The sequence below is a fragment of the Pseudomonas sp. GW704-F2 genome (genome assembly GCF_059423025.1).
This window is the reverse complement of the sequence record NZ_JBWKXO010000040.1, coordinates 17,691-38,955: the sequence shown is the minus strand read 5'-3', so window position 1 is coordinate 38,955 and position 21,265 is coordinate 17,691. Positions and strand designations below refer to the sequence as shown.

Genomic DNA, 21,265 nt, shown 5'->3' with positions numbered 1-21,265 from the left:
CAAGGTGCTGGCGTCTATTGTCCGCGCTAGTGGCAGGGTGCCACAATGGCACCTTTGTCGCGGCAGTTGAATCAGGCGGTTTTCATGAATGGCCTTGGGCATGAGCAAGACCAGGATTGCGTTATTGAGGGGCAGGTGCGAACCGACCGTTTGCATCAGCTGTTTCGTCAGTCATTTGCCGCCATTTTCGGCAGTTATTTCGCGGCGGCGATGCTTTGCTGGCTGTGTTGGGACCGTTTTGACCACCAGGTCATGCAGGTATGGCTGGCGGTGCTGGCGGCGTCATCGCTGCTGCGGGTGAAAATGTTCCTCGAGTGGTTTCGCAGCCCCCACAGCGAGCGCACGCCGGAACGCTGGGAGCGCCGTTACTGGCTCACCTTGATACTGTCCGCGAGCATCTGGGGCGCCGGTGCCTTTGCGGTAATGCCCAGCGACGACCGGATGTCCCAAGTACTGGTGATGTTGTTTACCGTGGGCATGTCCGTCAGTGCTGTCTCGTGCTATTCGGCCTATCGCTACATGACCATGGTGTCCATGGGCCTGGTGTTGCTGCCGTGTACGCTGTGGCTGCTGTTTCAGCCGTCGTCGATGCAGGTCGGCGTGGCGATTGCGGTGCTGGTGTTTTCCTCGTTTGTGGTCAGTGCCTCGCGCAAGTTGTCCGGCGCCCTGGAAAAAGCCTTCCGCCTGACCAGGCAGATGGAACGCGCCCACACTATTTCCGCGCGCGCCGCACAGACCGATGAACTGACCGGGCTGATGAACCGCCGCGCGTTTTTTGAACATGCACAATTGCTGTACGCGCAGTGCCGCCTCAACCGGCAGCCGCTGTGCGCGTTGATGATCGACATGGACCACTTCAAGGAAATCAACGATACCTACGGCCACCAGGCCGGCGACCAGGTATTGCGGCAGATCGGCGGAGTGATCACCGCGTCGTTTCGCCAGGCCGATGTGTACGGTCGTCTGGGGGGCGAGGAGTTTGCGGTGTTGCTGCCCAATACCTCGCTGGAAACCGCCCGGGGTATCGCTGAGCAGTTGATCAAGGCCATCTCCTGCATGGCTTCCGAACCTGTGCAGGGCATGACCGCCAGTCTCGGCGTGGCGTCGACCTGCACCTTGGATGGCGACCTGCACGCGTTGATGAACACCGCCGACAAGGCGCTATACCGCGCCAAGGCCCTCGGCCGCAATCAAGTGGCCGTGGCGGAGTAGGGCTCAGTCCTTGAACATGGCCTTGGCCAGCACCCGCGCCACCTGGTCGGCGGAGTAGGGCTTGGCGAGGAACTCGAACCCTTCGTAGCCGCTTTCCGCGAGTTCTTCGCTGTAGCCGGAGGTGAGCACCACCGGCAGGTCGGCGCGACGTTGGCGCAGGAGCTTGGCCATCGCCACGCCGGTCATGCCCGGCATCACCACGTCCGAGAAAATCGCGTCGAAAGCCGCGGCATCCGGACCGGCCAGCGCCAGCGCCTGTTCGGCATCGGTCGCCCAGGTGGTCTGGTAACCGAGGTCCTGGAGGATCTGGTTGGCGAAACGGCCTACGTCCAGGTTGTCTTCCACGATCAGGATGTTGCGCAGGGTCGTGTCGTGGGGCGGTGCCGGGTCACTAGGGGAAGGCTCGTGGCGGGCGTCCTCCGGCTCGACCTCGGGCAGGTACAGGGTAAACACCGTGCCCTGGCCAAGACGGCTGGCCACGTCGACATTGCCACCGGACTGCTTGGCGAAGCCGAACACCTGTGACAACCCCAGGCCCGTGCCTTTGCCCACGGCCTTGGTGGTAAAGAACGGCTCGAAAATGCGCTCGAACGTTTCCCCCGGAATGCCGCTGCCGGTGTCGGCCAGGGCCACCGTGACAAACGGCTGGCAGGCTTGGGCATCGCCCCGGATGCGCGGCATCGTATCCAACGTGTCCACGCGCAGGGTCAGGGTGCCCTGGCCGTCCATGGCATCGCGGGCGTTGAGTGCGATATTGATCAGCGCGGTTTCGAACTGGCTCGAGTCGACCCGGACATGGCACGGCCGCTCGGGCAATTGAACCTGCACATGAATGCGCGCACCGGTGACACTCTCGAGCATCTCGCCAATGTCCTTGACCCGCTGCGCCACATCGAAGACTTCCGGGTTCAGCGGTTGGCGGCGGGCGAACGCAAGTAACTGGCTGGTCAACTTGCTGGCGCGCTCGACGGTGTCCGACACTGCGCGCATGTAGCGTTGGCGCCGTTCTTCGGGCAGCCCGGGCTGACGCAAAAAGTCCACCGACGAACGAATGATGGTCAGCAGGTTGTTGAAGTCATGGGCCACGCCGCCGGTCAATTGGCCGATGGCTTCGAGTTTCTGCGATTGACGCAACGCCGCTTCGGCCTGGGCCAGCGCAGCGGTGCGTTCTTCCACACGCTGCTCGAGGGTGGCGTTCAATTCGGTAAAGGCCGCCAACCCTTCGCGCACGGCGGCATCGGCGCGCACCCGTTCGATGTGCGCCCAGGACCGCTCGGTGACTTCGGCCAACAGCGCCAGGTCATACGGCGACCAGGTCCGCTCTGCTGTGCTGTGAACCGCCATCAAGGCCGTAAGACGACCGTGTTTGATCAGTGGTATGCAGATCGTGGCGGTGATGCCCAGGGCCTGGAACGCCGCGGCTTCCTGCGCGGGCAGTTCGAGCCGGTTATTGCCGATCACCAGTGGCTCACCGGCCCGCAGGCACCTGACCGCGGTTTGCCCGAAGGCCTGCAGGCGGTAGTGGCCGACGATGCTGGGCGAGCCGGGAGCCGTCCAGTTGTCACGGATGGTGAAGCCGTCTTCATCGGCGTCCATATCGGCGTAGGCGCAGATGGACACTTGCAGGTGCTGCGCCAGCAGGTGCGTGGTGGCGGTCACGATGGCTTCGGCATCGGTGGCATTGGCGACCGTGCTGCCGATGGTATCCAGCACCGCAAGGCGGCGCGAAAGGAACACCGTGGCGGTGGTTTCGGTCACGGTGTCGAGCATGCCGACGACGTGGCCCCGCGGGTCGCGGATCGGGCTATAGCAGAACGTGAAGTACGCTTGTTCCGGCGCCGCGCCGCGTTCGATCACCAGCGGGAAGTTTTCGATATAGGTCGCATGGCCCTGGAAAGCCGCATCGGCGATGGGGCTGATGTCGTCCCAGACCTCGCTCCAGATCTCGCTGAATGGACGCCCCAGGGCATAGGGTTTATTGCCCAGTATCGGAATGAACGCGTCGTTATAGAGGGTCGTCAATTGAGGCCCCCACACGATGGCTTGGGGGAAACTTGAAGCAAAGCACAGCGCCACGGTGGTCTTGAGCACATCCGGCCAGTGTTCCAGCGGACCCAGGGGCGTACTGGCCCAGTCGTGCTGGCGTACCCGCTCGGCCATGTCGCTGCTGCTTTGCAGCCAATTCATCATCGGGTGAACACCTTGTTTGCCACGGTCTGTTTGGATGCCTGATGCGTCAGGCCAATAAGCAACAGACAGAAATGATTGCTGCCGGTTCAGCGCAATTATCCATGAGATGGCACTTTGATGCTTCACCCGCTGGGATAGATCTCATCGCGGGTGTTCACTTACTGTTGTGTTCCGAACACCGCTGTCCAATAAATGCCTGCATCGCTCTTCGGGTCCATGGCGTAGGCGGCGCCCACTTCACGGAATTGCGGGTTCATCAGGTTGGCGCAATGGCCGGGGCTGGCGAGCCAGCCGTCCACCACTTTGCGCGGGGTGTCGAGGCCGGCCGCGATGTTTTCGCCGATGTTCTTCGCGCTGTACCCGGCCAGCTCGGCACGGTCGCCCGGGGTGCGGCCGTCGTGGTCCAGATGGTCGAAGAAATTGCCGTTGGCCATGTTGCGTGTGTGGCTGTTGGCGGCACTGGCCAAGGTGTCGTTCCACGACAGTGGCGTGGTCGCGGTGAACGCCTGGGGACCGCATTGGCGCGGTTGTGTGCGGGCGGCGTTGATCAGGTTCAGCAATTGCCTGCCTTCGGTCTGCCAATCGCCCAGGCCGCTGGACAGCAGTGGGCGGGCGAGCACGATGCGCCAGTCCTGGCCGCTGTTGCTCACGCCGATGTCGACGAATTGCGGGTCCAGCACCACGCGGCAGAAACTCTCGCGCACGGCTTTCATGGCCGCCTGGGCATCCTTGGGCCCGGACAGGCTGATTGCCTGCACGTTGACCATCGGGTACGCCGCGCGGGCCAGGGCCTGCTGCAAGTCGCCGACATTACTGGCCGGCAGCACCAGGCGTGTATCGCTGGCCAGCGGTGGCAGTTCCTGGGAACCTTGGTCGCCGCAGCGTTGCACCTGGCTGCGGTAAGCGTTGATCTGTTGCACTAACTGACTTTCTTCATTCGCCATCGCGCTGGCGCAGAACACCAGGCTGGCGGCCAGCGTCGTCAGACCCATCATCAATGACAGCACGCGCATGGACGTTACCCTTGAACTTGAAAGTGCCCATGATGCGCGATGTAGGGGCGTCCATGCACCCGTTGGTCCGAACTTTTTTCCTCGGGTTTTGAATACCGGATGCTCACGGCCCTGGTCATACAAGGCAAACGCCACCACCCGCCGCGCCGGCATGGCGAGGCTGATCCACCCGTCATGAGCGAGGATATTCGGCTCACGCCAGCTGACGCGCGGGTTGTCGCCGCCATGCCATGGCGCTGGCGAGCAGGATCAAAGCGAACGCTGCGGTAAAGGTTGCGTGCAGACCGTCAGCCACGGATTGCGGCGTGGCATGGGTGACATCGGGAGTGGTCCAGGCAAACATCGCGCCCAATGCCGACGCACCGAAAATCAGCCCCAGGTTGCGTGACAGGTTCAGCAGGCCTGAGATCGTGCCTCGGCGTGCCGCATCGGCTTCGCTCATCACCGCAGTGTTGTTGGCGGCCTGGAACAGGCTGTAGCCCGCCGTCAGCGTAATCAGTGAGGCAAGATAAGTGACCAGCCCGGACGCCAGGCACAGCGACAGGGCGCCACTGCCGCAGACAGCCAGCCCCACGAGTGTCATGACGTGGCTGCCAAAGCGTTCGCTCAGACGACCGGCCGGAATGCCGGTGAGCGCCGCGACACCAGGGCCGACAGCCATTGCCAGGCCCATCCCGGCCGGATCGAGCCCAAGCCCTCGGGACAAGTAGAACGGCCCGACGACAAAGGTGGCCATGATCACCGCCGACACCAACGCGCTCATCGCCAGGCCGGCGCGCAACGAGGTCGACTGCAATAAGCGCCAAACGCCACCGCCGCCGACCAGTGGCGCGGGTGGCTGATCCACCGGCAAGTAGCGCCAGGCGAGGGCGGCCGCGAGCAAGCCCAGCGGCATCCCCATCAGAAACAGCGCGCGCCACCCCCACACACTGAGCAACAGGCCGCCCACGCCGGGGCCCATGGCGGTACCGACGGCTGACATCGTGCCGAGCAAGCCCATGACACGCGCAGTGCGCGCTTGGGGGACGGTGTCGCCGACCATCGCTAACGTCATCGCCATCATGATCGCCGCGCCCAAACCTTGCAGGCTGCGCGCCGCAATCAGCCACCGCAGGCCAGGCGCGACACCGCATAACCCGCCGGCCAAGGCGAACAGCAGCAAGCCAGCGATCAACAGCCGCCGTCGCCCCAGCCGATCGCCCAGGCGCCCGGCATTGACGATGACCGCTGTGATCGCCAGCAGGTAGGTGAGCACCACCCATTGCGTCGCGTGAAAGGATGCATTGAAGGCCTGCGCGAGGCTGGGCAGGCCGACATTGGCGATGCTGGTGCCAAGGGCGGCCAGCAACATGGACAGGCACAGGCTGACAAGACCGCCACGGGAAGAGGTATGCATGGAAGATTCCTTGAATGAACGCAACTGTCGCAAATCTACGGCGTGACCTAACATGGAGGAAGACGCATGAGTTGCACTAAATACCTGCATGTGACGCCTACCATGGAGCGCTGATGCCCGATCTCAATTTGCTGATCACCCTGGATATATTGCTCGCCGAAGGCAGTGTCGCCCGTGCGGCCAAGCGCCTGCGGTTGAGCCCTTCGGCCATGAGCCGGGCGTTGGCGCGCTTGCGTGCGACCACCGGCGACCCGTTGCTGGTCCGCGCTGGCCGTGGCCTGGTGCCGACGCCACGGGCGTTGGCACTGCGCGAACAGGTCAGCCAACTGGTGCAGGGCGCCCAGGCGGTGTTGCGCCCGGCACAGGCGCTGGAGATGGCCCACGTGGTCCGCACCTTCACCCTGCGAACCAGCGAGGAGTTTGTCGAAGGCTTCGGTTCGGCGTTGCTCGCCCGTCTCGCCGAGGACGCCCCCGGCGTGCGCCTGCGCTTCGTCAGCAAGACCGACAAGGACACTGCGCAACTGCGCGAAGGCCGCGTCGACCTGGACATCGGCGTGGTCGACCCCATGGCCAGCCCTGAAGTGCTGACCCAGGCGCTGTTTCGCGATCGCTTGATCGGCGTGGTGCGCAGCGGCCATCCCCTGAGCCAAGGCGAGATCAGCGCTGCACGGTTTGCCGAGGGCCGACACCTTTACGTATCGCGGCGCGGCCAGGACCGCGGCCAGATCGACGACGTCCTCGAAGCCCAGGGCCTGACGCGGCAGATCGGCAGCATCGTCGCGAGTTTTTCCAGCGCCATCGCCCTGGCACGCAACACCGACCTGATTGCCTCGGTGCCCGAGCGCTATACCCCAGACCGGCGCGACCTGTTCTGTTTTGCGCTGCCGGTGGCGTTACCCGCGTTTACCGTGGCAATGCTCTGGCACCCACGGTTGGACGCCGACCTGGCCCATCGTTGGTTGCGCGGATGTTTGCGCGAGGTGTGCGGACGATGACAGTGCGGCCCGTCCCCGGGGCGATGTGCATGCGAGCCGCCAGGCGTGCAGAGCATGGCGGGCATGCCTATCGATCCCGAACCTGCTGCAACAGGTACAATCCCATCTGCCTTGACGCGAAACCTCAGGAATTTGCATGTTCAGCCTTACCCGCTACACCACGCCGTGCCCCGAACCGGTCAACAGCCAGATCCTGCAGATGGTGGTCGACAACCTCACCGACATCAGCAGCGTCGCGCTGCCGCCGAGTAACCTGCTCTACAACATTTACCAATATGCCATCGGCTTTGAGGTGCATTTGTACCTGCAGGCGCTGGACGGGTCGAAGGGGATCGCGGTCGAACTGATCGTCGCGACGTCTGCGCAAGACCCGGAAAAAGTCATTGGGTTTTTGCTGTACTTGCCGGTCAAGGACGACCCAGAAGCCTGCGGTGTGGCGTTCATGGCCGTACAGGCAGGCAGCCGGCGCCAGGGCGTGGCGCGGGGCATGATGCAAGAGGTGCTGGCACGTTACCCTCACGCCGAACTGGCCTGCGCCGTGGACAAAGTGCCGGCCTTCGCGGCGATGGGCTTTCAGGTGCGCGGCGCGCGCGGCACGCAGGTGCTGATGAACACCCGCGCCTACGCCACCGATGGCTTGATGGGCGTGCTGGATGTAGCCGCTATCTATAGCTCATTGGAAGTGCGGCAGATTCATACCTACCTGCTGCAAAAACATGGCAAGCGCGCCATGGTGGATGCCGAGAAGCAACGCGACCGGCACCTGGATCAACTGGCGCACAAGGTCCGCTTGTTTGTGCAGGGGCGAGGCTGAAAAACGCCTCTCAACGGGCGCTGCGCGCCCCGCGATTGACCATTGCCAGAATGGTCGCCAGCAACTCCTGTTGCGCCTCTTCACGGCTGAGCTCACCGCTGGCCGCCGCATGAGACAAGGCCTCCGCCGCCCCGAGCATGGCCCGCAGCCCGGCCTGGGACACGCTGCCGCCCGGCGCGAAGGGGGCCATGACGTCGCGGCACTTATCGAGAAAGAGTGCTTCGTACTTGCGCTTGAGGCTTTCCAGCTCCGGCGAGCTGCTCAGCGCCGCGATCACCCCCGGAATTTCCCGGCCCTGCAACAACACGCAGTCGACATAGGATGAGGCGATCACCCACGCGCGATCTTCCAGGGTCGGGCTGCTGGCTTCGAGGGCGTCGGCAAGCACCTGATTCTGGCGCCCATCGAAATCCTCATACAACGCCGCCAGCAACCCCGCGCGGGTAACGAAATGGTCATAGACCACCGGCTTGGTCACGCCCGCTCGTTCCGCCAGGTGGCCGAGGGTCAGGGCTTCGGTGCCTTCTTCACGCACCAGTTGCCAGGCCACGTCCAACAATTGGCGCAGACGATCTTCACGCGACAGGCGACGACGCGGGGCAGGGGATTCACTGCTTGACATGCTTATATACCAAAAGTAACTTACCAAAGGTAACTTAAGCCCAGCATAAACCCAATGGGAGTCACTGTCATGCACGCACTGATCGTTGTAGCTCATCACGACCCGCAATCCCTCACCCACAGCCTCGCCGCGCAAGTCGCCGCCGGGCTGAGCGCGTCTGGCCATACGTTCGAAATCGCCGACCTTGCCGCCGAAGGCTTCGACCCGCGCTACAACGCTGCCGACCAGCGCGTACATCGCACCCGCGCCGAACCGCCGGCTGACGTCGCCGCCGAACAAGCCCGCATCGACCGCGCCGACGCCCTGGTTTTGGTGTTCCCCATTTACTGGTGGTCGCTGCCAGGCCTGCTCAAGGGGTGGATCGACCGCGTGTTCGTCAACGGCTGGGCGATCGACTACGGCCCCGACACTCCGGTGGTGAAGAAACTGCGGCACTTGCAGGTTCACCTGCTGGCCCTCGGTGCTGCCGATCAAAGCGCGTTTGAGCGCCATGGTTATGCCAAGGCCATGCACACGCAGATCGATTACGGGATCTTCGATTACTGTGGCGCGCAGGTGCTGACGTCAGCGTTGCTGCTGGAGTCGGAAAGCGGCCAGGTGCAGGTGCATCTGGATCACGCCAAGGCAGTGGGCCAGGGTCTGTTCGAAACCGAGACGGTCGCCGGATGATTTCGTTGCGAGCAGGGAACCAGAAACCGTTCGACGACCAATCAAGGCGTTCACAATCACTGGAGATTTGATAATGACTTCAATTTCTGCTGCATCTGGATCCGCACCGATTGCTCCTCCCATTGACACATCCCAGGGAAAACCCACGCAAGATCAAGTGAGACAAGAGCAGGAAAACAATGCGAACGAAGACAGTCCGTTTCCAAATCTATCGAATGGCGACCTGCAAAACTTGACCTTTGACCAACACAATACGCTCGATAAATATCCCAATATGAACTTTCAGCAAGTGGTGGATGCACATGGGAAAGAGTTTCCAAATATATCGCCTAGAGAAGTTCAAGATTTGAACTCCGAGCAAGTGGACAGGCTTATCAAGTATCCCACTATGACTTACCGGGACGTGCTTAATGGGCATGGCGTGAAAGGCGGCGATAATTTCATCTGGTAACTACGTTAGTTGCGGCACGCCTCAGGCCTGGAGCCGCAGCTTGGTGCCGATGCACTGAAAGGACCGACTAGAGTCCAAGCAGGTCATGTGCATCCAGCAGCCGGTAGGCAATCTCCGGTCGTTTCTCCAGGCCTCGGCGAATCGCCGCCGGGATCGATTGCCGGGTCTTGCGGCACAGGCCGGGCAGTTCGTCGATGACGATCTGAATCCCGCGCATGCTCTTGACCTCGGTGTGCCCCGGCGCGACCTGCACGCGGATACCCAATAGCGCGTACATGCGCTGCTGCATGTGTTCGAGGTCTTGCAGGCTTTGCAGGTCTTCCAGGCGTTCGATCAGGCGTTTTTCTTCCTGGCGCGTCAGGTTGAGGATGCGCAGGTCGGCGCCTGGGGTTTGCAGCAGCTGTTCGCGGTCACAGACACAGGCGCCGGGCGGGCAGGGTTGGCGAATGTTCATGATCAAGCCCTCCCCATCTCGACGCCGCGGACTCAGTAGCGCAGGGCGACACCCAGGCTGCCCAGTGCCTTCCAGTAGTCAGGATAGGTCTTGGCCACGCAGTCCGGGTCCTGAATACGAATACCCGAGACCTTCAGCCCGGCCAGGGCGAAACACATGGCGATGCGGTGGTCGGCGTGGGTGTCGATCAGTGCAGTGCAGGCCGTGCCTGCCAGTGCCGGATCGCTGGCCACCAGCAGGTCATCGCCTTCGATGCGGGCCAGGCCTGGGCGGATCTGGTTGAGGCCGTCGTGCAGCGCCTGCACGCGATCACATTCCTTGACCCGCAGGTTGGCCAGTTCGGTGAAGCGCACCGGGCTGTTGTTGAACGCGGCCAGCACGGCAAGCGTCGGGATCGCGTCCTGCATTTGCGAACCCACCACCGTGGCCTGCATGTTCGGGAACTGCGCGATCAGCGCCTGGGCCTTGGCGTCCGGCTGGGTGAAGTCGTGTGCGGCGACGCCGATATCGATGTGCCCGCCGGTCAGCACTTCAGCCGCCCACAGGTAGGTGGCGGCGGAGGCGTCCGGTTCGATCAGGTAGTCATGGGCGGTGTAGCCGCTGGGAGCGACGCGCCAGGTGGTGTCGTCGACCACCTCGACCTGCGCGCCGAATGCACGCATGCAGTCGAGGGTCAGGTCCACATAGCCGCGGGCGCCGATGTCCTTGCCGGTCAGCGCCACTTCAATCGGCGCTGCGCCGCAGGCCGCGAGCATCAGCAAGGCCGATACGTATTGGCTGGACAGACCGCCGTCGATCTCAAAGCGCTTGGCCTGGACCTTGCCCACGCCATGCACGGTAACCGGCGGGCAACCGGTCGGGCTGTCGACCTGGATGCCGTTCTGGCCGAGGGTGGCGAGCAGCGGGCCGATCGGGCGTTTGCGCATGTAGTCGTCGCCGTCCAGCACCACGGTGCCTTGCACGGTGGCGACGGCGGCGGTGAGAAAACGCATCGCGGTGCCGGCATTGCCGAGGAACAGCGGCTGCGCAGGTAATTGCAGCAGGCCTTGGCCCGTGACCACGAAGGTGGTGTCGTCCGGCTCGTCGATGATCACGCCCATCTGGCGCAGGGCCACCGACATGTGCCGGGTGTCATCGCTCTTCAACGCGCCGCTGAGGCGGCTGGTGCCCTTGGCCAGGGCGGCGAGCAACAGCGCGCGGTTGGTAATGGATTTGGAGCCGGGGGGCGCGACCTTGCCATTGAGGGGGAAAGTGGGCGGTGTAACGGTCACGGTTTTCTGCGAACTCAAGGTACAAGGCTCCTGATTCAAGGCAAGGTGGCACGGAGTGGCCGACGGGCGGACCCGAATAATCGGGCATAGACGTCACGCTTGTCGAGGCTTAGCGCTGGGCGAGCGAGTAATCATGCAGCGCCCGCGCCGCCGGTTCGATCTCGCTGACGCGCTGCTGATGCGCCTGTACATCGAGGTCCGCCGGCAGTTCGAAGTTGTCCTGTTCGGCGCACCAGGAGATTTTCTCCAGCAGTGCGGCCTGTTCGGCGGGCAGTTCAGGCCAGTTGCCGATAGCGGCGCCACGGATATAGCCAAAGCACCATTCTTCGGCGAGGGTCAGGGTCTGGCCCTGATGCTCCGTGTCGTCGAAGCGCGCCCGGAAACCTTTGGCGTCGGTGGCCAGTTGGGCGGCGCGGGCGTTCATGTGGCGAACGCACAGTTCGAGGAACTGCTTGGCTTCTTCGGCACTTTCCCACTGCGGGTTCTGCCCGCCCCAGATCGCCGGGAACCACTCGGCGATATCCACCGGTGCCGGGCTGGACACCAGTGCACAGAAGTAACCATCGAGTTCGGCGAGGTTCAGCACCGAGTGGTCGTCACCGTACTTGAGCAGGGTTTCTTCGATCAGGCCGAAATCGGCGGGGGCCAGAGGTTGGGTGAGCATGGGGCGTATCCTTTAAACGTCGAGCGCCGCTGCGGCAGCGGCTTAAAGCGCGAAGGATGGCGCCTGAGGCGGTTTTTATCCAGCCTTTTCCAAGGCCGACGGCCCGTCCCGGATGAATTTTAGCAGTCCCGTTTTTGGCTGATGCGCCGTGGCTCACCCTTGTTATAGTTCGGCTCTTATTACTCGCCAGTCAGGGATCACTGCCATGTCCGAATACCAAGCTTTCGTCGTCGAGCTCATTGGCAGCGTTGCCCATGTGCAGATCAACCGCCCGGAAAAGATCAACGCCATGAACGCGGCGTTCTGGACCGAGATCATCGATATCTTCCGCTGGGTCGACGACACCGACGCCGTGCGCGCCGTGGTGCTCAGCGGTGCCGGCAAACATTTCTCGTCCGGCATCGACCTGATGATGCTGGCCTCGGTGGCCAATGATTTTGGCAAGGACGTGGGCCGTAATGCACGCCTGTTGCGGCGCAAGATCCTCGAACTGCAAGCCTCGTTCAACGCCGTCGACACCTGCCGCAAGCCGGTGCTGGCCGCGATCCAGGGCTACTGCATCGGTGGCGCCATCGACCTGATCAGCGCCTGCGACATGCGTTACGCCGCCGAGGATGCGCAGTTTTCCATCAAGGAAATCGACATCGGCATGGCGGCCGACGTCGGCACCCTGCAGCGCCTGCCGCGCATCATCGGCGATGGCATGCTGCGCGAGCTGGCCTACACCGGTCGCCAGTTCGGCGCCGAGGAAGCGCGCAGTATCGGCCTGGTCAATCGCGTGTATCCCGATCAGGAAAGCCTGTTGGCCGGCGTACTGGACATCGCTCGGGAAATCGCCGCCAAATCGCCGATTGCCGTGACCGGCACCAAGGCCATGATCAGCTACATGCGTGACCATACAGTCAATGACGGTTTGGAATACGTTGCTACCTGGAACGCGGCTATGTTGCAATCCAACGACTTGCGCGTGGCCATCGCGGCCCATATGAGCAAGCAGAAACCCGAATTCGTGGATTGACTGATATGACCCCAGGCTGGATTACCACCACACTGCTGGACAACCAAACCCCCGGCGGCTGGGCCGTCGCGCGCAGCCGCGAGGGTTTTTTACACGACACCAATGGCGCGCTGTTCCCGCGGGAATGGCTCAAGCGCCAGGACCTGGCGGTGTTCGCCGAACACGGCATCGGCCATCTTGACGGCGAGCCGGTGTACCTGCTCGAACTCAATGCCGCCAGCGACGTGCCTGGATGCAGTTGGCAAGGCCTGCGCGGCTTCATGCTGCAAGGCGATCACCGGCTGTACAAAGTGCTGGCCTATGCCGCGCAGATCGGCACCTGGGCGCGGGAACACCGTTTTTGTGGCAGTTGCGGCCAGGCCATGGTCCAGGTCCCTCGGGAGCGGGCGATGTTCTGCGAGGCTTGTGACCTGCGCAGCTACCCGCGCATCTCGCCGAGCATGATTGTGCTGGTGACCCGTGGCGACGAGATCCTGCTGGCGCGGTCGCCGCGCTTTGTCCCCGGGGTCTACAGCACGCTGGCGGGGTTTGCCGAGCCGGGTGAGTCGGCCGAAGACTGCCTGATCCGCGAAGTTCACGAAGAAGTGCAGCTGGAAGTCCGCAATATCCAGTACGTGGGCAGCCAGTGCTGGCCGTTTCCCCATTCGATGATGCTGGGCTTCCATGCCGAGTACGCCGGTGGCGATATCGTGCCCCAGGCCGATGAGATCGAGGACGCGCAGTGGTTCAACATCCACGACTTGCCGCCGTTGCCGGCGTCACGCTCGATTGCGCGTTACCTGATCGACCTCTACGTGGCCCGCCGCTTAGGCCACGCTGAACCAGTGCTGCCAGGCTAGGCGCACCGTCAGGCCGAGGACCACGGTGATAAACACCGGGCGAATGAATTTGGCGCCGCCGCTGATTGCGCTGCGTGCGCCAATGAACGCGCCCACCATCACCGACACGCCCATGGCCAGCCCGACGATCCAGTCCACCGAACCGTTGATGATAAACACCGCCAGCGCCGCCGCGTTGCTGACGAAGTTCATGCTGCGCGCCACGCCGCTGGCTTTGACCAGGTCGATGGGGTGCAGCAGCATCGTGCTCACCGTCCAGAACGCGCCAGTGCCGGGGCCGGCCACGCCGTCGTAGAAGCCCAGGCCGAAGCCTTGGGTGGCCTGCCATTTCTTCTTGATCGGTGCGTCGCCCTCCAGCGGCGCCTTGGGCGTGCCGCCGAACAACAGGTACAGGCCACAACCGAAGACGATCACCGGGAGCATCTTGTTCAGGGTTTCGGCGGGCAGGTAGTGGGCGACGATGGCGCCGGCCAGGGCGCCGATAAACGTACCGACGATGGCATGTACCCACTGGCGCGGGTGAAACAGCTTGCGTCGGTAAAAGGTGAAACTGGCGGTGGCCGAGCCGAAGGTGGAGCTGAGTTTGTTGGTGCCCAGTACCAAATGGGGCGGCATGCCGGCGGTGAGCAGGGCCGGGGTGGTGAGCAAGCCGCCACCGCCGGCGATGGCGTCGATGAAGCCGGCGATGAACGCAACGACGGCCAGGATGGCGAGGGTAGTGAGGTCTACGCTGAGTTCGAAGGGCATGGGCAGGGCTTATGGTTGGCAGGGCGCTATGCGAAAGGCGGCCATCTTACCTGCCCGGTGTACGCAAATCCAAATGTGGGAGGGCGCAAGCCTCCTCCCACATTCAAACGGTGCCGGCCTGGCTATTTGTGGGTGCCCAGCCACTCCAGCGCGGTGCGCCAGATGCAGATCCCGAGGAAGTACGCCGACATCAGCGACCACAACCCAAACGTCCACGGGTTGGTGTTCGGGTAATCCACCACCATCAAGAAGCTGCACAGCAACCAGAGCGTGGTCACCGCGATGTTGATCGGCATGAACCGCTTGACCCGGAACGGGTGCAGGAACTTCATCGGCGTCACGGTCAGCAGCGCCAGGCCAATCACCGTGAGCAACGTCACCCACGCGTCGGGCTGGATGATATACACGCAGAGGGCCACCACGTTCCAGGCGGCGGGGAAGCCGACGAAGTAGTTGTCCTTGCTTTTCATGTTCACGTTGCAGAAGCAGAACAGCGACGACACCAGGATCACCGACACCGTGAACAGGTGGGTAAAGTCCGGCAGGTCGATATAGCGGTAGATAAACAGTGCTGGGATAAACACATAGGTCAGGTAATCAATCACCAGGTCCAGCACCGAGCCGTCAAAGCTGGGCAGTACCGTGCTGACATTCACGCGGCGGGCCAGGGAACCGTCGACGCCATCGACCACCAGTGCCAGGCCCAGCCACAGCAGGCACGCCTTGGGTGAGTTCTCCAGCAAGGCCAGCGTGGCCAGGAAGGCCAACACCACTCCGGTGGCAGTGAAGCCGTGGGCGCCCCAGGCTTTCAGTCTGGCTACATGCAGGGTCGATATCACGGGCGGTTCTCCAAAGGGTGAAACGGGGCAGCCGACGCTGTGGCAGCGTCGAGTCTGGCCAGGGGATGCAGGTATCGACCGGGAAGGGGAGGATAAGGTTCACCACCCCGGTGATTGCTTAGCGTAGCAAGCGTCGGACGTTTCGGCATCAGCCTTGGCGGAACACCAAGGCTTTCAAGCCGCTTTGCCGATCGATATCCGGGAATTCCGGCGGGTTTTCCAGCCGTTCGACAAAGCGCAGGCCCGGTGCTTCGCGGGTCACGCCATCGATCAGGAAGTCCTCGCCGAACGCCGGGTCATTCATGCACGCCAGCACCGTGCCTTGTGGCGTGAGCAAATCCGGCAGGCGGCGCAGCACGCGCTGGTAATCCTTGGTCAGCAGGAAACTGCCTTTCTGGAAGGACGGCGGGTCGATGATCACCAGATCATAGGGGCCGCTGTGGATGACCTTGGCCCAGGACTTGAACAAGTCGTGGCCAAGAAAGGTAACGCGGCTCAGGTCATGCCCATTCAGGCGATGGTTGTCGCGACCTCGGCTCAGGGCGCCGCGGGCCATGTCCAGGTTCACCACATGCTCGGCGCCGCCCTCGATGGCCGCCACGGAAAACCCGCAGGTGTAGGCGAACAGGTTGAGTACCCGCAGCCCCTTGGCCTGTTCGCGCACCCAGTTGCGGCCGTAGCGCATGTCGAGAAACAGCCCGCTGTTCTGTTTTTTACCGAGGTCGATCAGGTAGCGCAGGCCGCCTTCGGTAATCGTCAGCTCATCGATCGCATCGCCCACCAGCCATTCGGTGGTGCTTTGCGGCAGGTAGCGGTGCTGCAGGGCTACCGTGTGGGCGCCGGACTGCGCCCATTCGAACTGAACCAGCAGCTGTTTCAGCGCGTCCAGATGCGCCGCCTCCGGCTCCTTGAACAGCGCGACCAGCACCACGCCCTGCAGCCAGTCCACGGTCAGTTGCTCCAGGCCCGGCCAGCAACGGCCGCGCCCGTGGAACAGGCGCCGGGTTTCGGTCGGTGGCGTGGCCAGGGCGGTCAGCAGGTGGGCGTGCAGTGTGGCGAGGGCGTCGGGGTTCATCGTTGAGCGTCGTTCGTTGAGCGGGCGGCATTTTAAACACAATGGCGAGGTTTCGGGGGGTTAGAGCACAACGTGCTGGGAAACGTCTGATTGGCAGCGATTCATGCTCAAAATACGCTTTGGTACGCCTGACATCAGGCAAAAAATCCTCAGTCATCGACATAAACTGAAAAAAAAGCCTGGAGGTGCCCATGAACGGTTTTGCGAGCGCAGTGAATCACACCACAACGGATCAGCTCGCCGGTGATCAAATCGAACAGGACGAGTGGCGCGACGCCCTGGCCTCGCTGGTGGCCAACGCCGGCCCCGCGCGGGCGCGGCAGATCCTCGACGTGCTGGCCCGTGAAGGCGGCGCCCCGCACATCGACTGGAAACCCCGTCACGGCACCCCGTATATCAATAGCATCAGCGTCGAGCAGCAGCCGGCGTTTCCCGGCGACCTGGCCACCGAAGAACGCCTGGCCTCGCTGGTGCGCTGGAACGCCCTGGCCATGGTGGTGCGCGCCAACCAGGCGTATGGCGAACTCGGCGGTCATATCGCCAGCTACGCCAGCGCGGCGGATTTGTTCGAAGTGGGCTTCAATCACTTTTTCCGTGCCCGCCACGACGGCTTTGGCGGCGACCTGGTGTTCTACCAGCCGCATTCCGCGCCGGGCATTTATGCGCGGGCGTTCCTGGAGGGGCGCCTGAGCGAGCAGGACCTGGCGCACTACCGGCAGGAAATCGGCGGGGCCAAGGTCGGCGCGCGCGGTTTGTCGAGTTACCCGCACCCGTGGTTGATGCCGGACTTCTGGCAGTTTCCCACCGGCTCCATGGGCATCGGCCCGATCAGCTCGATTTTCCAGGCGCGCTTTATGCGCTACCTGCAGCACCGCGGCTTGCAGGACACCACCGAGCGCCACGTCTGGGGCGTATTCGGCGACGGCGAAATGGACGAGCCGGAAAGCATGTCGGCCCTGACCCTGGCCGCCCGCGAAGGCCTGGACAACCTGACCTGGGTGGTCAACTGCAACCTGCAACGCCTCGACGGCCCGGTGCGTGGCAATGGGCGGATCATCGATGAACTGGAGGCGTTGTTCGGCGGCGCCGGCTGGAATGTGATCAAGCTGGTGTGGGGCTCGGACTGGGACGCCTTGCTCGCCAAGGACAGCGACGGCGCCCTGGTCAATACGCTGTCGCAGACCGTGGACGGGCAGTTCCAGACCTTCGCCGCCAAGGACGGCGCCTACAACCGCGAGCACTTCTTCGGCCAGAGCGCGTCCCTGGTCAAGCTGGTCGAGGGCATGAGCGACGAACAGATCGACCGCCTCAAGCGCGGCGGCCACGACATGGTCAAGATCCACGCCGCCTACCACGCGGCGCGGCGGGTCAAGGGCAAGCCCACGGTGATCCTGGCCCAGACCAAAAAAGGCTTCGGCATGGGCGAAGCCGGGCAGGGCAAGATGACCACCCACCAGCAGAAGAAACTCGATCGCGAGGCGCTGATCGCCTTCCGCAATCGTTTCCAGTTGCCGCTGACGGATGAGCAGACCGAGTCGTTGAGTTTCTTCAAACCGGCCGCTGACAGCCTGGAGTTGCGCTATCTGCATCAACGGCGCAACGCCCTGGGCGGCTATGTGCCCAGTCGCTGCCAGGCCGCCGCGCCGGTCAGTGTGCCGCCTCTGGCCGGTTACGCCGGCTTCGCCACGGCTGCCGCGGGTAAGGAGATGTCCACCACCATGGCCTTCGTGCGTATGCTCACCAACCTGCTCAAGGACAAGCACCTGGGGCCACGCATCGTGCCGATCGTCGCCGACGAGGCGCGTACCTTCGGCATGGCCAACCTGTTCAAGCAGATCGGCATCTATTCCAGCGTCGGCCAACGCTACGAGCCGGAAGATATCGGCTCGATCCTCAGCTACCGCGAAGCCACCGACGGGCAGATCCTCGAAGAGGGCATCAGCGAAGCCAGCGCCATCAGCTCCTGGGTCGCGGCGGCCACCAGCTATTCGGTGCATGGCCTGCGCATGTTGCCGTTCTACATCTATTACTCGATGTTCGGCTTTCAGCGCGTGGGCGACCTGATCTGGGCCGCCGCCGATCAGCGCGCCCGTGGCTTCCTGCTGGGCGCCACTGCTGGCCGCACCACCCTCGGCGGCGAGGGCCTGCAGCATCAGGACGGCAGCAGCCACCTGAGCGCCGCCAGCGTCCCCAACTGCCGTGCCTACGACCCGGCGTTCGCCGGGGAGTTTGCGGTGATCCTCGACCACGGCATGCGCCAGATGCTGGAGCATGATGTCGACGAGTTCTACTACGTGACCCTGATGAACGAAAACTACCCGCAGCCGAGCCTGCCCGAGGGGGTGGAAGCGGCGATCATCAAAGGTATGTACCGCTTGCAGGGCGCGCCTGACGCCCAGGTGCGCCTGCTCGGTTCGGGTACGCTGGTGCGTGAAGCCCAGGCGGCTGCGCAGCTATTGGCGGACGATTGGCAGGTGGCGAGTGAGGTCTACAGCGTGACCAGCTTCAGCGAACTGGCCCGGCAGGCGCGGGAGGTGGAGCGTTGGAATCGCTTGCATCCGCAGGCGATCCAGCGCGTCAGTCATGTGAATGATTGCTTGCCCAAGGGCGCCCCGGTGGTTGCGGTGTCGGACTACGTGCGGGCGGTGCCGCAGATGATTGCTTCGTACCTGGATTCCCCCTACACCGTACTCGGCACCGACGGTTTCGGGCGCAGCGATACACGGGCGGCGTTGCGGGATTTTTTTGAGGTCGATCGCCATCACCTGGTGTTGGCGGCGCTAACGGCATTGGCGGAGCAGGGCAGTCTGGATCGGCAGGTATGCCAGCAGGCAATTGAACGCTATGGCCTCCAGGCGGAGCGTGCAGCGTCCTGGACCTAAATGTGGGAGGGGGCTTGCCCCCGATTGCGCCGGGTCAGTGACATATAAGCTGACTGACACACTGCTATCGGGAGCAAGCCCCCTCCCACATCATTTAGAGCGTGGCGATCAGGGCTGGCCCAAAGGCCTCTTTCAGGAACACGGGGGCGATATACCGCTGGTAATGCGCCTCGGACAGCAGGAAAAACTCGCGATCAATTCCATCGCGCAAATCCGCCAGGCTGTGCTCGCGAAACTCCGGCAGCAACACCAGGCCATATGCATCCAGCCTGGTAATCACCCGCGCACCCCGGGCAATCAACTGGTAGGCCCAGCAATACGGCGACTGATGCGGCATAAAGCGAATCTTGCGGCTTTCCAGTTGCTGGCGCAGGCGCTGTGGGTCGAACACGTCCAGCTTGGAGGCCATCACCTGCACCAGCAGTTGCTCAAGGCGCAGCCACACCGCCTGTTTTTCCTCGGCGTTGTAGCCATTCCACTGGATGACTTCATGGTGATAACGCTTGCACCCGCGGCAGACCAGATCACCGTAAACGGTGGAGCACAGGCCGACGCAGGGGGTCTTGATGGTTTGATTGGGCATAAAAAAACATCGACAGGTGAAACAACACGGCCCCTGAAGGGGCCGTTTTTTTCAATCAATCCCAGCTCAACGCACCGCCAGTCTGGTACTCGATCACACGGGTCTCAAAGAAGTTCTTCTCTTTCTTCAAGTCCATGATCTCGCTCATCCATGGGAACGGGTTAGTCGTCCCTGGATACTCTTCCTTCAAACCGATCTGCGACAGACGACGGTTAGCGATGAACTTGAGGTAGTCCTCCATCATCGCCGCGTTCATGCCGAGTACACCGCGTGGCATGGTGTCGCGCGCGTATTCGATCTCCAGTTGGGTCCCTTGCAGGATCATCTGGGTCGCTTCTTCCTTCATCTCGGCGTCCCACAGGTGTGGGTTTTCGATTTTGATCTGGTTGATCACGTCGATGCCGAAGTTCAGGTGCATCGACTCGTCGCGCAGGATGTACTGGAACTGCTCGGCCACGCCGGTCATTTTGTTGCGGCGGCCCATGGAGAGGATCTGGGTGAAGCCGCAATAGAAGAAGATGCCTTCCAGTACGCAGTAGTAGGCGACCAGGTTGCGCAGCAGCTCTTTGTCGGTGTCGACGGTGCCGGTTTCGAATTTCGGGTCGGAGATGGAGCGCGTGTATTTCAGGCCCCAGGCGGCTTTTTTCGCGACCGATGGGATCTCGTGGTACATGTTGAAGATCTCGCCTTCATCCATGGCCAGCGATTCGATGCAGTACTGGTAGGCGTGGGTGTGGATCGCTTCTTCGAAGGCCTGGCGCAGGATGTACTGGCGGCACTCCGGGTTGGTGATCAGGCGGTACACGGCCAGGACCAGGTTGTTGGCGACCAGCGAGTCGGCGGTGGAGAAGAAGCCGAGGTTGCGCATGACGATGCGACGCTCGTCGTCGGTCAGGCCTTCGGGGTTTTTCCACAGCGCGATGTCGGCGGTCATGTTGACCTCTTGCGGCATCCAGTGGTTGGCGCAGCCGTCGAGGTATTTCTGCCAGGCCCAGTCGTACTTGAAGGGCACGAGCTGGTTGAGGTCGGCGCGGCAGTTGATCATGCGCTTTTCGTCGACAGCGACGCGGGCGGAAGCGCCTTCGAGCTCGGCGAGGCCTTCGGCGATGTCGAGTTTGTCGAGGGCAGCCTTGGCGCGGATGATCGCGGCGGAGTCGTTGGCGGTGACGGCGCGGGCTTCGATGGCGGCAGCGGCGCCGGCACCGTCGAGGCGGTCCATGTTGGCTTCGGTGGCGTGGCCGGCGTTGGCGCCTCTGATCACCGCTGCACCGGTGTCTTCGTTGTCGACTTCATCCCAACTCAGCATTGAAATACTCCTTCCTGGTCTGTGCTGACGGTGTGTGAACCCGTCCAAAAATAAGTGATTTGCAGGCTTCAAGGCATTGAAATACTGCGCATAGTGTGGTCAGCATTTTACGAGTTCGCACACTATGTAGTGGTTGTTTGTTGGTGTGGGCACACTATATGGGGTGTGATCAGCATGGTCAACGGACAACGTGTGCGGTTTTAGGTCGCTGCCAGGCACACCTGT

Annotated in this window: 20 protein-coding genes; 8 read left to right on the top strand and 12 right to left on the bottom strand. The window is 62.8% G+C overall.

Annotated features, from left to right (window positions below; all coding sequences use genetic code 11):
* Positions 1-45 precede the first annotated feature (45 nt).
* Positions 46-1,212 (top strand): GGDEF domain-containing protein, encoded by a 1,167-nt coding sequence (locus AC07W0_RS25205; protein ID WP_046483636.1) that lies wholly within the window; start codon positions 46-48, stop codon positions 1,210-1,212.
* A 3-nt stretch (positions 1,213-1,215) separates the two neighbouring features.
* On the opposite strand, the gene AC07W0_RS25200 is transcribed toward AC07W0_RS25205, so the two are convergent.
* The 3 genes from AC07W0_RS25200 to AC07W0_RS25190 form a co-directional block, all read right to left on the bottom strand.
* Positions 1,216-3,402 (bottom strand): GAF domain-containing protein, encoded by a 2,187-nt coding sequence (locus AC07W0_RS25200; RefSeq protein WP_102618718.1) that lies wholly within the window; start codon positions 3,400-3,402, stop codon positions 1,216-1,218.
* Positions 3,403-3,560: 158 nt separating this feature from the next.
* Positions 3,561-4,415, bottom strand: a complete 855-nt coding sequence (locus AC07W0_RS25195) for a CAP domain-containing protein (protein WP_017848452.1) — start codon at positions 4,413-4,415, stop codon at positions 3,561-3,563.
* Between the two features lie 193 nt (positions 4,416-4,608).
* Positions 4,609-5,811, bottom strand: a complete 1,203-nt coding sequence (locus AC07W0_RS25190; protein ID WP_102618717.1) for an MFS transporter — start codon at positions 5,809-5,811, stop codon at positions 4,609-4,611.
* Between the two features lie 113 nt (positions 5,812-5,924).
* Here AC07W0_RS25190 and AC07W0_RS25185 point away from each other — a divergent pair, with 113 nt between their 5' ends.
* Both AC07W0_RS25185 and AC07W0_RS25180 read left to right on the top strand, forming a co-directional pair.
* On the top strand, positions 5,925-6,806 hold the full coding sequence (locus tag AC07W0_RS25185) for a LysR family transcriptional regulator (protein ID WP_102618716.1): 882 nt from the start codon (positions 5,925-5,927) through the stop codon (positions 6,804-6,806).
* A 136-nt stretch (positions 6,807-6,942) separates the two neighbouring features.
* Positions 6,943-7,620 carry a GNAT family N-acetyltransferase gene (locus AC07W0_RS25180; RefSeq protein WP_102618715.1) on the top strand — a complete coding sequence of 226 codons (678 nt, stop codon included), beginning with the start codon at positions 6,943-6,945 and terminating at the stop codon, positions 7,618-7,620.
* A 10-nt stretch (positions 7,621-7,630) separates the two neighbouring features.
* Here the strand turns inward: AC07W0_RS25180 and AC07W0_RS25175 are convergent, their stop codons facing one another.
* A complete protein-coding gene (locus AC07W0_RS25175; protein ID WP_017848456.1) occupies positions 7,631-8,242 on the bottom strand; it encodes a TetR/AcrR family transcriptional regulator in 612 nt (203 codons plus the stop codon).
* Between the two features lie 69 nt (positions 8,243-8,311).
* Here AC07W0_RS25175 and AC07W0_RS25170 point away from each other — a divergent pair, with 69 nt between their 5' ends.
* Entirely contained in the window at positions 8,312-8,911 is a 600-nt protein-coding gene (locus tag AC07W0_RS25170) for an NAD(P)H-dependent oxidoreductase (RefSeq protein ID WP_017848457.1), read from the top strand.
* A gap of 73 nt (positions 8,912-8,984) precedes the next feature.
* Positions 8,985-9,362 (top strand): hypothetical protein, encoded by a 378-nt coding sequence (locus AC07W0_RS25165; protein ID WP_102618714.1) that lies wholly within the window; start codon positions 8,985-8,987, stop codon positions 9,360-9,362.
* Positions 9,363-9,429: 67 nt separating this feature from the next.
* On the opposite strand, the gene AC07W0_RS25160 is transcribed toward AC07W0_RS25165, so the two are convergent.
* The 3 genes from AC07W0_RS25160 to AC07W0_RS25150 form a co-directional block, all read right to left on the bottom strand.
* Positions 9,430-9,816, bottom strand: coding sequence for a hypothetical protein (locus AC07W0_RS25160; protein WP_046383210.1), 387 nt, complete (start codon positions 9,814-9,816; stop codon positions 9,430-9,432).
* Between the two features lie 32 nt (positions 9,817-9,848).
* Entirely contained in the window at positions 9,849-11,105 is a 1,257-nt protein-coding gene (gene aroA / locus AC07W0_RS25155; RefSeq protein ID WP_102618713.1) for a 3-phosphoshikimate 1-carboxyvinyltransferase, read from the bottom strand.
* Positions 11,106-11,196: 91 nt separating this feature from the next.
* The gene (locus tag AC07W0_RS25150; protein ID WP_102618712.1) at positions 11,197-11,751 is read right to left on the bottom strand and encodes a UPF0149 family protein; all 555 of its coding nucleotides are present in this window, start codon (positions 11,749-11,751) and stop codon (positions 11,197-11,199) included.
* Positions 11,752-11,956: 205 nt separating this feature from the next.
* Here AC07W0_RS25150 and AC07W0_RS25145 point away from each other — a divergent pair, with 205 nt between their 5' ends.
* Together AC07W0_RS25145 and nudC are read left to right on the top strand one after the other, a co-directional pair.
* Positions 11,957-12,769 carry a crotonase/enoyl-CoA hydratase family protein gene (locus AC07W0_RS25145; RefSeq protein ID WP_017848462.1) on the top strand — a complete coding sequence of 271 codons (813 nt, stop codon included), beginning with the start codon at positions 11,957-11,959 and terminating at the stop codon, positions 12,767-12,769.
* Positions 12,770-12,774: 5 nt separating this feature from the next.
* Positions 12,775-13,608 carry an NAD(+) diphosphatase gene (gene nudC / locus AC07W0_RS25140; RefSeq protein WP_017848463.1) on the top strand — a complete coding sequence of 278 codons (834 nt, stop codon included), beginning with the start codon at positions 12,775-12,777 and terminating at the stop codon, positions 13,606-13,608.
* On the opposite strand, the gene AC07W0_RS25135 is transcribed toward nudC, so the two are convergent.
* The 3 genes from AC07W0_RS25135 to AC07W0_RS25125 form a co-directional block, all read right to left on the bottom strand.
* A complete protein-coding gene (locus AC07W0_RS25135) occupies positions 13,576-14,355 on the bottom strand; it encodes a TSUP family transporter (RefSeq protein ID WP_102618711.1) in 780 nt (259 codons plus the stop codon). The genes nudC and AC07W0_RS25135 overlap by 33 nt on opposite strands.
* Before the next feature lie 122 nt (positions 14,356-14,477).
* Entirely contained in the window at positions 14,478-15,194 is a 717-nt protein-coding gene (gene pcsA / locus AC07W0_RS25130) for a phosphatidylcholine synthase (RefSeq protein WP_017848465.1), read from the bottom strand.
* Between the two features lie 148 nt (positions 15,195-15,342).
* A complete protein-coding gene (locus AC07W0_RS25125) occupies positions 15,343-16,269 on the bottom strand; it encodes a class I SAM-dependent methyltransferase (RefSeq protein WP_046483619.1) in 927 nt (308 codons plus the stop codon).
* Positions 16,270-16,460: 191 nt separating this feature from the next.
* Between AC07W0_RS25125 and mdeB the strand changes: the two genes are divergently transcribed.
* A complete protein-coding gene (gene mdeB / locus AC07W0_RS25120; protein ID WP_102618710.1) occupies positions 16,461-19,151 on the top strand; it encodes an alpha-ketoglutarate dehydrogenase in 2,691 nt (896 codons plus the stop codon).
* Positions 19,152-19,245: 94 nt separating this feature from the next.
* On the opposite strand, the gene AC07W0_RS25115 is transcribed toward mdeB, so the two are convergent.
* Together AC07W0_RS25115 and AC07W0_RS25110 are read right to left on the bottom strand one after the other, a co-directional pair.
* A complete protein-coding gene (locus tag AC07W0_RS25115; protein WP_017848468.1) occupies positions 19,246-19,734 on the bottom strand; it encodes a DUF1289 domain-containing protein in 489 nt (162 codons plus the stop codon).
* A 55-nt stretch (positions 19,735-19,789) separates the two neighbouring features.
* On the bottom strand, positions 19,790-21,040 hold the full coding sequence (locus AC07W0_RS25110; protein ID WP_079443666.1) for a ribonucleotide-diphosphate reductase subunit beta: 1,251 nt from the start codon (positions 21,038-21,040) through the stop codon (positions 19,790-19,792).
* Positions 21,041-21,265 lie beyond the last annotated feature (225 nt).